This is a genomic window from Aerococcus sp. HMSC10H05 (assembly GCF_001806975.1).
Lineage (GTDB): Bacteria > Bacillota > Bacilli > Lactobacillales > Aerococcaceae > Aerococcus > Aerococcus viridans_B.
The window spans coordinates 1-12,695 of sequence record NZ_KV787014.1; the positions used below are offsets into that span (position 1 = coordinate 1).

The following is a 12,695-nucleotide window of genomic DNA, read 5'->3' on the forward strand; positions in this document are numbered from 1 at the left end:
GGTCACCAACACTATTTGACAAAGAACCATAAAACGCAGAAGCACGATATCTAGGAAAAAGATCCTAAATACCGTGCTTCTGTTTTTTTATCTCTTATTTTACTCAGGCTTATCCTCTTCATCATTTCTTCTAAAATCCAAAACATCATGGATTTCACTAAAATTTGTCCGACCGTTTTCTTCGCTATTCATACTTTCATTATCATCTTCTTCATCTGCCCTGCTGTAAGATGGTTCTTCTTCAGGCATATCCAAATTATAGCGATCATGGATATTTTGTGAAAATTCTTCATAAGAAATAACTTTTACGAATGAATCTGGGGTAAATCGCGGTCGGTATGCTTCTGGAAAATCCTCAAATTCTGACATTGAGAATAAGAAACTCTCCCTTTGTTCTGGTGTTAACGTTGTAAAATACGCTAATGGAATCATATCGTCTGTTAAACGTTTGTTTCGCAGACGCTTAATGAAGTGCACAATATTATTTAAATCATGATAATAAGCAAAATATAGGGCTGATTGACGGCTTTCGATTGGGGTTTGTGCATAGTTGATGAGTAAATTTAATAAGGCTTGTTTCTCCAGTTCATTTCTTGCCTCAAACCCTTCATAGGTTGTACGGATCATATATGGTTGGTCTAAAGCTACTTCAGCTAGTTTAGAATCATCATCATAAATTTTTAATATCCGATGCTTTGACCCGTCCTTGTATTCTTTGCTAGCTACATAGTAGTTTTCTATAAATCCTAAATTGATCAACTTTGAATATAATTCATCTGTTCTCACACTAGCCCTCCGTTCATGTTGTAATCATTTAATGATATATGCCTTATTATACATGATTATTACATAAAATGATTAATTCTTATTATTGTTAACTTCCTTTCCTTTTAGTGCTCGTTCTCTTATTTTCGCAATTCTAGACTGTTTTGGCCTTACTTCAAAGGAGAAGCCACGTCCCGTAACCTCAGATACTGGTGATACATACATAAAAGCATTGCTATCTATTTCAGTAACAAAATTTTTCAGACGTAACAATTCTTCCCTGTCAACTACTGTTGTAATCACTGCCCGCGCCCTCTTCGTATAACCACCCTTAGCACTATAGATAGTAGTCGCCCGGCCTATATCTGTTAAAATAAAATCGTTAATTTGTCCAGAAATCTCAGAGGTGATGTTCACGTTATAGCGGGCAGAGCCCCCTGTAATGACGCGATCAATCACTACATTTCCTAATAGCACACCTATTGTTGCATATAACCCACGTTCGATCCCGAATACCAGCATATTAGCTAAAAGAATCGTTAAATCAGAGATCATTACGCCAGTAGCAAAGGTCACAGGCAAGTACATATTCATGATTTTCGCAATGATATCTACTCCACCTGTCGTCGCACCAGCATTAAAAACTAATCCTACACCTGTTGAAAGTAAGACCTGCCCTAGAATTAAGTTCACTAAAGGATCATCTGCCAGTGACCCGGAAATTGGGACAAATCGTTCGAATAAGGCATAAAAACCTGAATATAAGATCACTGAGTATAGGGTTGTACCACCAAATTCCTTTCCAATCACCACGATACCAATAACGAGTAAAATGATATTAATCGCAAAAAGGATCACTGAATAAGGTAGCGGAATAAATGGCGCTAAAACTTGTGCCATACCACCTGTACCTCCACCAACCAAAGAATCAGGCACCATGAAGAAATATAATCCAATCGTCATGCTGAGTGTGCCCAATGTTATGACAAATAGTTGCTGAATGTCTACAGCATTTAACACTTTTTTCAATTTTTTACCTTCCTCTCTAGCCAAATCTAATATACAAAATATAACAAAATACCCTTTTTCAAGCAATTAGTGAATACGAATGTCATCGCTAAATGATAACCTTGTGATAAAAGTTGACAAAGTGACGATTTCAAATTAAAATACCATTAAATTTATCAATCGAAAATATACGAATAGATGAATAAGAATGAAATCCGAGAGGGATGAGAAAATGGCTGAAACAACAGCAACTGCAAAAGTTATTGTAAATAATTTAAAGAAAAATTTTGGTAAAAATGAGGTACTTAAAGGTATCGATTTAACTATCGACCAAGGTGAAGTCGTTTGCATTATCGGTCCATCAGGATCTGGTAAATCAACATTCTTACGTTGTTTAAACCGTTTAGAGGAGATCAACGGTGGAGAAGTTTTAATTGATGGCACAAATATTGCGGACAAATCTATCGACATTAATAAAGCGCGTCAAAATATTGGTATGGTATTCCAACACTTTAACTTATTTCCACATTTAAGCGTTTTGGACAATATTACGCTAGCACCAACAGAATTAGGTAAGACACAAAAGGACGCTAGTAAAGAACAAGCCTTGTCTTTATTAGCACAAGTTGGACTAGCTGACAAAGCAGAAGCTTTTCCAAATTCCTTATCTGGTGGTCAAAAACAACGTGTAGCTATCGCCCGCGCTTTAGCAATGAATCCAGATATTATGTTATTCGATGAACCCACATCAGCGCTTGACCCTGAGATGGTCGGTGATGTATTAAACGTTATGAAGGACCTTGCTAAAGAAGGTATGACCATGGTTGTTGTCACACACGAAATGGGCTTTGCGCGTGAAGTTGCTGACCGCGTAATCTTTATGGATGGTGGTTATGTCGTTGAAGAAGGTAAACCTGAAACTATCTTCAACAATCCACAAAATGACCGTACAAAATCATTCTTAGACAAAGTGCTATAATACTGGTAGCCGACAAAAAGGTATGTGATAGAAAATATCACATACCTTTTTATTTGGATTGGCTGCCATTTTGTCTAATAGCGCCATATAAGGCCTTATCTGAAATGCCTGAATTATTCGCTAAGGCTGCTTTTTGTAGTCCTTCATATTCAAAGTTTAACGCAGTAGCAAGTTCTCTATCTGCAGTATTACGGCTATCTTGATCGAATGATAGACGCTTCATTTGTACTTCTTTGAAAAGAAAATGCACAATAGTTTCTAGGGCTTCTTTGGCTAACCCTTTATTTTTATAAGCTTTCCCCATACAGAATGCCAAGTCTGCAGCTTGGGTATCTTTGTGTATTTCTGTCACAACAATTTCACCTATTGCTGCACCAGAAGCTTTCTCTTCTATACACCATCTGTAGGTTTTACTACGATCTTTACGTTTGTCCCACTTCTCCAACAAATCTTTACTATCAGAAACCGATTGGTGTTTCTCCCAGGTAACAAATGCTGTATCTGACCTATTACCTGCCCAGTTTTTGAACATATCTTTGGCATCATTTATTTTGAATTTACGTAACAATAGGTGCTTAGTTTCTATTGTTTTGGTTCCTTTATGATTCATAACTAACCTCTACTAACGATCTACAAAGAAAAAATGTAATCGACCCATATTTCATTATCTCATTATAGCATGTTTTATAGCTGTAAAAATAGACTTGTCCGCTTTTTTAAACTTATGAAACAAATATAGTACTTGTTTGTTGCTAGTTTATGTCTTATAATGTAATCCGTAAAAAACTCGCAGTCATACCTGCAATATGATGGAGGAATAAAAAATGAGTAATAATGATTTCCAGGTACTACTTTATTATAAATACGTACCGATTAAAGATGCCGAACAGTTCGCAAAAGACGAATTACAATTCTGTAAGTCAATCGGCTTAAAAGGTCGGATTTTGATTAGCGAAGAAGGTATTAATGGTACTGTTTCAGGTCCAGTTGAAGTGACAAAACGCTATATGGATCATATGCATGCGATGCCAGAATTTTCTGACCTTTGGTTCAAAATTAATGAAGCGGATGACTATGCACATAAGAAAATGTTTGTACGTTACCGCAAAGAAATTGTTTCTTTAAACTTAGAAGATGATCTAAATCCTAATGAATTAACTGGTACGCATTTAGACCCAGCTGATTTCCGTGAAGCTATGTTAGATGAAGATGTTGTGCTATTGGATACACGAAATGATTATGAGTATGATCTTGGTCACTTCAAAGGTGCCATTCGCCCCGACATCCGTAACTTCCGCGAGTTGCCTGAATGGGTTCGTGAAAATAAAGAAAAGTTCATGGACAAAAAAGTTCTTGTGTACTGCACTGGTGGTGTTCGTTGCGAAAAATTTTCAGGTTGGATGATTCGCGAAGGGATCGAAAATGTTAGCCAGTTAAATGGTGGTATTGAAAACTATGGTCAAGATGAGGAAACACGTGGGGATTTATGGGAAGGTAAGATGTATGTCTTTGATGAACGTATTTCAGTCCCTATCAACCGTGTAGATCCTTCAATCGTTGGTAAAGACTACTTCGACGGTAGCCCTTGTGAACGTTACGTAAACTGTGGTAACCCAGAATGTAATAAGCAAATCTTAGCCTCTGAAGAAAACCAAGAAAAATATCTTGGTGGTTGTACACACGATTGTCGTGTTCATCCACGCAATCGCTATGTACAAGCTAAAGGTTGGTCACACGATGAAATCGAAGCACGTTTAGCAGCAATCGGTGAAAAATATGAAATCGAAGCAAAATAATTTGCTTTAAATGAGAAAACCATCAAGCACATTTTAAGATGCTTGATGGTTTTTTTGTATGAATATCTATTCATGACAGATTTTATTGGTATATAGTTGTCTAACTTAAGCAAGTATTAAAGCATCATCGTTTAATGCTCTACCTGATTGCTTTTTGAACATATCTAATAATTGTTGTACAGTCAGTTGTTTCTTCTCTTCACCACGAATATCAATCAAGATTCTTCCATTATCCATCATTAATAACCGGTTACCCATTTGAATTGCCTGTTCCATATCATGGGTAATCATCAGCGCTGTTAATTGGTCGCGTTCAATCACTTCTTCAGTTAATTTTAATACCATATCAGATGTCTTGGGGTCTAAGGCTGCTGTATGCTCATCTAGTAGTAAGACCTTTGGCTTTTTCAGTGTAGCCATCAGTAAAGTTAACGCTTGTCGTTGTCCACCAGATAATAAACCAACTTCAGCCGTTAATCTATTTTCTAAGCCGAGATCTAATAATTTCAAAGCTTCTTTAAAAGCCTCACGTTGCTTATTGTTGACGCCTCGACCAAAGCCAAATTTATGTCCGCGGCGGTCTGCAATGGCCATATTTTCTTCGATGGTTAATCGACTAGCAGTCCCCATGCGGGTGTCTTGGAATACGCGTGATATCAATCCTGCACGTTTATTCGCTGTCAAACTCGTAACATCTTTATCTTCAATCTTAATAGATCCTTGGTCAACTAACAGTGAACCAGCAATTGAATTTAAAAAAGTTGATTTACCTGCCCCATTACCCCCAATTATGGTAATGAAATCGCCTTTTTCTACTTCTAAATCAATACCTTTTAATACGTGGTTTTCATTTGGTGTTTTGGCTTCAAAAGTTTTATGGATGTTTTCTAATGTTAATACGCTAGTCATTGGTCATTCTCCCCTCTATCCTATGCTTCCTTGCTTGTAAGTGAGTTCTTTACAACTTTCTTCCCATGTTTACGTACTGCTGGTACACCAAGTGCTATCGCTAGAATTAAAGCTGAGAATAAACGGACGTCGTTTGGATTGAAGTTTAATTCTAACACTAGTAGTAATAGCATTCGGTAAATAATTGATCCAAGTACAATGGCTAATAGACGTTTCACAAAAGTTAAATTCTTACCAATCGCTTCTCCAATGACGACTGAGGCTAGACCAATAACCATCGCACCTACCCCCATATTTACATCGGCATACCCATTATTTTGCGTAAGTAAGCCACCAGATAACCCAACCAATCCATTGGCTACCATAAAGCCAATAATCTTGGTCCAGTCAGTATTAATCCCATTCGCTTCACTCATCATGTAGTTGTCTCCTGTTGCACGAATAGCTAAACCAATTTGTGTGTCAAAGAACCATTTTAATAATGCGACGATAGCAACAACTATAATGATCCCAATGACAATCACAGCTAATGTTTTATCTTGGATGAATTGACGCATTTGGGTGACTAAAGTATTTTGACTCAATAAAGGTAAGTTTGCTTGACCTAGAATTCGTAGGTTGATGGAGTATAACCCAGTCATTGTAATAATCGAAGCAATTAATGCCGGAACTTTCAATTTTGTATGTAATAAACCTGTAATTAAGCCGGCACTAGCACCTATTACAAAAGACAATAACGTGGCAAGCCATGGTGCCATCGCAAATTCAAAAATTAATCGTGAAACTAAGGAAGCACCTAAGGCAAATGAACCTTCAACTGTCATATCCGCAACATTTAGGATCCGGTAAGTCAAGTAGACCCCCATAGCTAATAATCCCCACAATAAACCTTCTGATATACTGCCTAAAATCACACTCATATTGAAACCCTCTCTTTTCTCTTATTTTGCCACTTGGATGCTATCAGGATCGATCCCCAATGCTTCCGCCATATCTTCGTTTACAAATAATTCCAATTCTTTTGCTTGCTCAATTGGCATGGTCGAAGGATCTTCTCCCTCAATTACCCGTACAGCCATTTCTGCTGTTTGACGGCCCAATTCATAGTAGTTTAGTGAGTAAGTTGCTAACCCACCATCTTCAATTTGATCAATTGATCCAGCAACAACTGGCACTTGATATTGTTCTGAAACTGCACCAACAGTTGAAGCTGCACCAGCCATAATATTATCTGTTGGGACATAAAGTAATTCGACATCTGACATAACGGAATTCAAAGCTTGTTGCACATCATTCGTTGAAGTTACCGTACGAATAACTGGTGTTTTCCCTGCAGCTAGAATGGCCTCCTTGGCTTGTTCTGCTTGGATTTGTGAATTGACTTCACCCGTATTGTAGATAATACCTACCTTTTCGGCTTCAGGCTTAATTGAAATTAACAGCTCAACTTGCTTTTCAACTGGCATCTGGTCGCTAGTTCCAGTAACATTGCGCCCTGATGCGCTTAGCGATTCTGCTAGTCCTGCCGATATTGGATCTGTGACAGCAGTAAAAAGGAGTGGCTTCTCCTCTTCCGTAACGGCTAAAGCTTGAATAGTTGGTGTTCCAATACCTAAAACCAATTCGGCATTTTTCAATAATTGCCCTGCCATTGGATATAAATTTGCTTGTTGACCTTGCGCATTCATCCGGTGGTAAGTAACATCGACACCTTCCTCATAACCCAATGCCGTCATTCCATCGATGAAGCCTTGCTCAGCATCGTTTAAGGAATTATGGTCCATAATGGACAATATACCAATATCTAAAATATTATTATCTTCAGTACGCTGACAGCCAGCTACTATAATAGCTAAACTCGCTATGAATACTAGCAAGCTTTTCTTTAAGCTTATTTTTTTCATTTTTTACTCCCCTTTATCTCATTAATCCAAAGAAAAAAGCACCTATCCAGATAAAATCTAAATAGGTGCTTATAGCGCTAGAAATAAATAGCTTGCCACAATAGATTTTATCTCTACGTGGCCACTTGTTACGCAACAAAATGTTTAGCCATCATAGATACGGTTCAGTTGTTTACTGACGTTTGTATCTATGATCTTAAAACAGATTTCATAAATACAAACTACCTAAAATAGCTAAAGTAAAAGCGATTATTCGTATGTAGGCTATGTATTTTCATTTTTTAAAAATCCCTTTCGAATAGTGCTATAATTCATACAGTTGCGTCTTTCATTAGCATTATCATAGATTTAAATAAAAAAATTGTCAAGCTAATTCACATAGATTTTTCATTTTTATATATTTTATAGCCTTTTTCATTAGGTCGCTACTATATAGGGATTCTAAACTTGCATTAAGAAGGCTTTTTCTTCATAATGAGCGTAAGATTAAATTTAAAGGAGAAAATTATTCATGCAAAACAAACGTCCATTTACTACTTTGGCAAAAGTTGAAGAAATTGCCGCTGAAATCCCAACACCTTTCCACCTATATGACGAAGCAGGCATTCGTGACCGCTGTCGTCGCTTAAAAAAAGCTTTCTCATGGAACCCTAACTTCCATGAATACTTTGCTGTTAAGGCGACCCCTAACCCACATGTATTAAAAATTATGCAAGAAGAAGGCATGGGCGTGGATTGCGCAACTTATACTGAACTTGTACTAGCAGATAAAGTTGGCTTTTCAGGTCACGATATTATGTTCTCATCTAACGTTACCCCCGCAGCTGACTTCAAAAAAGCTGCTGAGTTAGGTGCGATTATCAACTTTGATGATATTACCCATATTGATTTCTTTAAAGAACATGTTGGAGAATTCCCGGAAACAGTTTGTATCCGTTATAATCCGGGTGGTACCTTTGAAGTAGCTAACGGCATTATGGATAACCCTGGTGACGCCAAATACGGTATGACACCTCAACAAACCCGTGAAGCTTTCCAAAAATTAGCTGACTACGGCGTGAAAAATATTGGTATCCACTCTTTCTTAGTTTCAGGTTCTACTTCAAATGCATACTATCCTAAATTAGCCCGTACTTTATTTGAATTAGCTGTGGAATTAAAAGATCAAACTGATTTAAATATTGCTTTCATCAACCTTTCTGGTGGTGTTGGGGTTGCTTATAAACCTGAAGAAACACCTGCAGACATCGATATCATTGGTGAAGGTGTTCGCCAAGCATATGAAGATATCATGACACCAGCTGGCTTAGGGAATGTTGCTATCTTTACAGAATTAGGTCGGTGGATGTTAGCTGAAAATGGTGGTTTAGTCGCTAAAGTATTACATGAAAAAAACACTTATAAGGATTACTTAGGTTTAGACGCTTCTGCTTCTGACTTATTACGCCCAGCTATGTATGGTGCTTATCACCATATTTCCGTTTTAGGGAAAGAAGATGAGACTGCTGATCAAATCTATGATGTGACTGGTGGTTTATGTGAAAATAATGATAAATTTGCTATCGATCGTCAACTACCAAAAACAAATGTCGGTGATTACATCTGGATTCACGATGCTGGCGCACACGGTGCATCAATGGGATATCAATACAATGCCAAATTACGTTCGGCTGAAGTCATGTTAAAAGAAGACGGGTCATTCAAACAGATCCGTCGTCCTGAAACACCAGAAGACTACTTCGCAACTATGGACTTTAATTTCTAAAAATATACAGCAAAAGCGCCCGATTATGATGTTCGGGCGCTTTTTTAATTTGTGAACAACTCAGTCTACCCTTTAAGTTAACCCTTCCTCTGTCAATGCTGTTTGATAGTTTACTAGGGCTAGAAATTCTTCTAATGTGAGATTATATTTAGTGATGTATTGGGCAGCTTCTACGCCGACATAACGATAGTGCCATGGTTCAAAACTATATCCTGTTACCTGCTCTTTTCCTTGTGGGTAACGTAAAATAAAACCATAATCTTGGGCATTCTCTACTAACCATTGAGCTGAAGGTTGGTCTGCATAACGCTCATCTAAACCGCCACCTATAGCTGTCCATTCAGTGCCTAACCAGTCGAAAGCTAGTCCAGTTGAATGCTCACTAGCTTGGGCTGGTGCAAAATAAGCATTTGTTAAGTCACGCGCTCCTGCTTCTGAATAACCTTGGGCTAAGTAATTTTGATACCCATTCTCCACATTTTGTGCTTGGTAAGCAATTGTTCGATGGGCAGAAATCGTAGCAAGTGTATATCCGTCATTAGAAGCACCAGCAACTAAAGCAGTATAAGCATCTGTGATTAGCGCATTATATGCTTTCCCTGAATTTCCATAAGCGAAATCCATTACTGGTTCAGTAAGTAATGGGTTCAGTTTATTGACTAATTGATATTGTGTAGCATCTACGTCTACGTCTTTAGGTAAGTCTGTCAGCAATTGACTTAAGGCTTTAGTTTCGTCCAGTTCCAAAGTAGTCGCTACATTTGATGCAATCTCTTTCACGGTATAAGTTTGGATATCATCTACATAGTCAGCCGAAAACTCCGCCATTTGACTTGCTTCTTCTTCGGTAGTGGCATTTGATGCGACTGGTGTAGTAATGGTTTCTGCTAATTCAGCTTTCCGTGCTTCATCCCTTTTTTCTGCATCCTCATTAGCACTTGTCTGGTCAGTAGTTCTGTCTGTTCCTTGCTTAGTATTTACTATTTGGTTACTGGCAATTTCTCCACCTGCATTGGTCTTTCTATAGTTGATATCATAGGCTGCAATAACCAAGATAAAGGCCAATACAACAGCGATATATGCTTTATTAAATAGACTGATATTGATTTTTGACACTTAAGTCACTCCCTACTGTTCCCATTTTTTGGTATATCTGATTCTCAACCATACTCTATGTTATAATAATTGCGTATGATTTCAATTAGATTTAAAAAATTAAAAACTACTTCTAATATACCACTTTTAGATAAGGATGAAAAAAATGAATCGTGAAGGAATTTTAAATGCAAAGAGAATTGTTGTCAAAATTGGGACACATTCGCTTTTAAATAGCCAAAATCAAATCAATTATTATCGGATTGACCGCCTAGCCTTAGCACTTTCTACCTTAATCCAAGAAGGTAAAGAAGTCATTCTAGTAACCTCAGGTGCAATTGGGGTCGGTTCAGTCAAAATGGGTTTAACGACTCGACCTACCGATATGGCTTCACAGCAAGCAACAGCCGCTGTTGGTCAGGTAGCTTTAATGAACTTATATAGTCGGTCTTTTAATTACTACAATCAATATATCGGTCAAATCTTATTAACGCGAGATATTATCGATTTCCCCGACTCTTACAATAACTACAAAAATGCTATGAACGCTTTACTAGGCCAAAAAATCTTACCGATTATCAATGAAAATGATGCTGTTGCTGTAGATGAAATGGATCACCAAACCCGTTTTGGTGATAACGACACCCTATCTGCCTTAGTTGCGTCAACTATGGATGCAGATTTATTAATTTTTCTAACAGATGTTGATGGTTTCTATGATGATAATCCAAAACGAAATCCGGATGCTGTTAGATTTGATGTCCTTCATGAAGTGACAGATCACTTGATGGATATGGCAAAAGGCGACGTATCGGCCTTTTCAACGGGGGGAATGGAAACAAAATTAATCGCTGCAAATGAAGCTTTAAAAGATGGCCAAATGACGGTAATTATGTCATCTGAAGACCCAATGCAGATTCTCGACCTGGTTAAAGGCCAATCTATCGGGACACTTTTCATGCCAAAATAAACAAATCTAATAGCCTTTACTATAAAAAAGGGTTATAATGAATGCAAAATATGAGAAAACACTCATAATTCTAATGTAATGGAGGTACAGACATGATTGATGCACAAGGTTTAATCACGCTTGGTAAAGCTGCAAAAGTTGCTTCACGACAACTAGGCAAGTTATCTAGCCAACAAAAAAATACTGCCTTAGTGTCGATGGCGAAACATTTGCGCGCTAGTCAAACCGATATTTTAGCTGCCAACCAAGCAGATATTGATCATACACGAGAGGCTGGTAAACGACCTGAGAGCTTTATTGAACGTATGACGTTAACTGAAAGTCGAATTGACGACATGGCCGCCGGCTTTGAAAAGGTGGCAAACTTGCCGGATATCATTGGCCAAACTGATGAAATGTGGTTTACAGAAGATGGCATCGAAATTGGCAAGAAGCGTGTACCTCTTGGCGTTATCGGCATTATTTTTGAATCACGTCCTAATGTGACTGCAGATGCAACTGCGCTCACTTTTAAAGCTGGGAATGCAGTGATTTTACGTGGTGGTAGTGAAACCATCCAAACTAATTTAGCCATTATTAAAGCTATTAAAGCTGGTTTAGCTGAAGCAGATGTGACAACTAATGCCGTCAACTTTATTGATAATCCAGACCGTGCCTTAGCGACTCAGTTTATGCAAATGAACCAATACTTAGATGTTTTAATCCCACGTGGTGGTACGGCATTGATTGAAAATGTTGTAAAGAATGCAACTGTTCCAACAATCGAAACTGGTGTTGGTAATGACCACCTTTATGTTCATGAAGCGGCTGATTTAGACAAAGCTTTAGCTATTTTGAAAAATGGGAAGCTACAACGCGTTTCGGTATGTAATGCTGTAGAGAATCTGTTGGTAGATGAGAAGATTGCGGAAGCCTTTTTACCGCAAATTGTCGAATCCTTTAAAGCCGATAATGTCATTATCCATGGTGACCAAAGAACACGTGACATCTTACAAGGAAAGATAGATATACTACCAGTAAGTGAAGAAGATTATGCAACAGAATTCTTAGCCTACGAGATTGCTATAAAAGTAACCGCTAACTACGAAGAAGCGGTGGAACATATTCGAACCTATTCATCAGCGCATACTGAAGTCATTGTGACACAAGACTACTCAGTAGCACGCCAATTCGTTGATGATATTGACGCTGCTGCAGTCGTTGTGAATGCTTCCTCTCGCTTTACTGATGGCGATAAATTTGGTTTTGGTGGAGAAATCGGTATTTCTACTCAGAAATTGCATGCCCGTGGACCTATGGGTATTGAAGCTTTAACCACCTATAAGTATGTCATATATGGCGACGGACAAATTCGCAAGTAATAAATGTTCATTTACGAGCTGTCAGCTAATGCCTCCTAGGTATTAGCTGACAGCTCTTTTTTGATTTTACTAGGTTATCGTTTATGTTTTTTCTAAATAGAGGGTATAATTTATTTAAGTGAAAAGAGGTGACAAGATGCAGT

The 12,695-nt window shown here is 37.9% G+C and carries 12 protein-coding genes; 5 read left to right on the forward strand and 7 right to left on the reverse strand.

Annotated features, from left to right (window positions below; genetic code table 11):
- Positions 1 to 99: 99 nt before the first annotated feature.
- Together HMPREF3116_RS08640 and HMPREF3116_RS08645 are read right to left on the reverse strand one after the other, a co-directional pair.
- On the reverse strand, positions 100 to 786 hold the full coding sequence (locus HMPREF3116_RS08640; protein WP_070469198.1) for a hypothetical protein: 687 nt from the start codon (positions 784 to 786) through the stop codon (positions 100 to 102).
- Between the two features lie 72 nt (positions 787 to 858).
- Positions 859 to 1,785, reverse strand: coding sequence for a YitT family protein (locus HMPREF3116_RS08645; protein WP_246819087.1), 927 nt, complete (start codon positions 1,783 to 1,785; stop codon positions 859 to 861).
- A 220-nt stretch (positions 1,786 to 2,005) separates the two neighbouring features.
- On the opposite strand from HMPREF3116_RS08645, the gene HMPREF3116_RS08650 reads away from it, so the two are divergent.
- Complete coding sequence (locus HMPREF3116_RS08650) at positions 2,006 to 2,752, forward strand: amino acid ABC transporter ATP-binding protein (protein ID WP_070469200.1); 747 nt, start codon at positions 2,006 to 2,008, stop codon at positions 2,750 to 2,752.
- A gap of 49 nt (positions 2,753 to 2,801) precedes the next feature.
- Here HMPREF3116_RS08650 and HMPREF3116_RS08655 read toward each other — a convergent pair whose 3' ends face one another.
- Complete coding sequence (locus HMPREF3116_RS08655) at positions 2,802 to 3,362, reverse strand: GNAT family N-acetyltransferase (protein WP_070469201.1); 561 nt, start codon at positions 3,360 to 3,362, stop codon at positions 2,802 to 2,804.
- Between the two features lie 214 nt (positions 3,363 to 3,576).
- Here HMPREF3116_RS08655 and HMPREF3116_RS08660 point away from each other — a divergent pair, with 214 nt between their 5' ends.
- The gene (locus HMPREF3116_RS08660; RefSeq protein ID WP_070469202.1) at positions 3,577 to 4,548 is read left to right on the forward strand and encodes an oxygen-dependent tRNA uridine(34) hydroxylase TrhO; all 972 of its coding nucleotides are present in this window, start codon (positions 3,577 to 3,579) and stop codon (positions 4,546 to 4,548) included.
- A 105-nt stretch (positions 4,549 to 4,653) separates the two neighbouring features.
- Here HMPREF3116_RS08660 and HMPREF3116_RS08665 read toward each other — a convergent pair whose 3' ends face one another.
- From HMPREF3116_RS08665 to HMPREF3116_RS08675, 3 genes are read right to left on the reverse strand one after another with little or no spacing between them, the layout of a single operon-like run.
- A complete protein-coding gene (locus tag HMPREF3116_RS08665) occupies positions 4,654 to 5,457 on the reverse strand; it encodes an ABC transporter ATP-binding protein (protein ID WP_070469203.1) in 804 nt (267 codons plus the stop codon).
- A gap of 20 nt (positions 5,458 to 5,477) precedes the next feature.
- The gene (locus HMPREF3116_RS08670; RefSeq protein ID WP_070469204.1) at positions 5,478 to 6,377 is read right to left on the reverse strand and encodes an ABC transporter permease; all 900 of its coding nucleotides are present in this window, start codon (positions 6,375 to 6,377) and stop codon (positions 5,478 to 5,480) included.
- Between the two features lie 21 nt (positions 6,378 to 6,398).
- Positions 6,399 to 7,361, reverse strand: a complete 963-nt coding sequence (locus tag HMPREF3116_RS08675) for an ABC transporter substrate-binding protein (RefSeq protein WP_070469205.1) — start codon at positions 7,359 to 7,361, stop codon at positions 6,399 to 6,401.
- 511 nt (positions 7,362 to 7,872) lie between these two features.
- On the opposite strand from HMPREF3116_RS08675, the gene HMPREF3116_RS08680 reads away from it, so the two are divergent.
- The gene (locus HMPREF3116_RS08680; RefSeq protein WP_070469206.1) at positions 7,873 to 9,126 is read left to right on the forward strand and encodes a diaminopimelate decarboxylase family protein; all 1,254 of its coding nucleotides are present in this window, start codon (positions 7,873 to 7,875) and stop codon (positions 9,124 to 9,126) included.
- Between the two features lie 72 nt (positions 9,127 to 9,198).
- Here the strand turns inward: HMPREF3116_RS08680 and HMPREF3116_RS08685 are convergent, their stop codons facing one another.
- On the reverse strand, positions 9,199 to 10,242 hold the full coding sequence (locus HMPREF3116_RS08685; protein ID WP_070469207.1) for a M15 family metallopeptidase: 1,044 nt from the start codon (positions 10,240 to 10,242) through the stop codon (positions 9,199 to 9,201).
- A 145-nt stretch (positions 10,243 to 10,387) separates the two neighbouring features.
- On the opposite strand from HMPREF3116_RS08685, the gene proB reads away from it, so the two are divergent.
- Positions 10,388 to 11,191: a glutamate 5-kinase gene (gene proB / locus HMPREF3116_RS08690; protein ID WP_070469208.1), complete on the forward strand. Its 804-nt coding sequence runs from the start codon at positions 10,388 to 10,390 to the stop codon at positions 11,189 to 11,191.
- Positions 11,192 to 11,283: 92 nt separating this feature from the next.
- A complete protein-coding gene (locus HMPREF3116_RS08695; protein ID WP_070469209.1) occupies positions 11,284 to 12,552 on the forward strand; it encodes a glutamate-5-semialdehyde dehydrogenase in 1,269 nt (422 codons plus the stop codon).
- Positions 12,553 to 12,695: the final 143 nt, after the last annotated feature.

What these genes read in the sequence shown, in the direction of transcription:
- HMPREF3116_RS08670 (WP_070469204.1), bottom strand. Translation starts at nt 6,377, where the DNA reads ATGAGTGTGATTTTAGGCAGTATATCAGAAGGTTTATTGTGGGGATTA.
- HMPREF3116_RS08680 (WP_070469206.1), top strand. Translation starts at nt 7,873, where the DNA reads ATGCAAAACAAACGTCCATTTACTACTTTGGCAAAAGTTGAAGAAATT.
- HMPREF3116_RS08650 (WP_070469200.1), top strand. Translation starts at nt 2,006, where the DNA reads ATGGCTGAAACAACAGCAACTGCAAAAGTTATTGTAAATAATTTAAAG.
- HMPREF3116_RS08675 (WP_070469205.1), bottom strand. Translation starts at nt 7,361, where the DNA reads ATGAAAAAAATAAGCTTAAAGAAAAGCTTGCTAGTATTCATAGCGAGT.
- HMPREF3116_RS08695 (WP_070469209.1), top strand. Translation starts at nt 11,284, where the DNA reads ATGATTGATGCACAAGGTTTAATCACGCTTGGTAAAGCTGCAAAAGTT.
- HMPREF3116_RS08665 (WP_070469203.1), bottom strand. Translation starts at nt 5,457, where the DNA reads ATGACTAGCGTATTAACATTAGAAAACATCCATAAAACTTTTGAAGCC.
- HMPREF3116_RS08660 (WP_070469202.1), top strand. Translation starts at nt 3,577, where the DNA reads ATGAGTAATAATGATTTCCAGGTACTACTTTATTATAAATACGTACCG.
- HMPREF3116_RS08655 (WP_070469201.1), bottom strand. Translation starts at nt 3,362, where the DNA reads ATGAATCATAAAGGAACCAAAACAATAGAAACTAAGCACCTATTGTTA.
- proB (WP_070469208.1), top strand. Translation starts at nt 10,388, where the DNA reads ATGAATCGTGAAGGAATTTTAAATGCAAAGAGAATTGTTGTCAAAATT.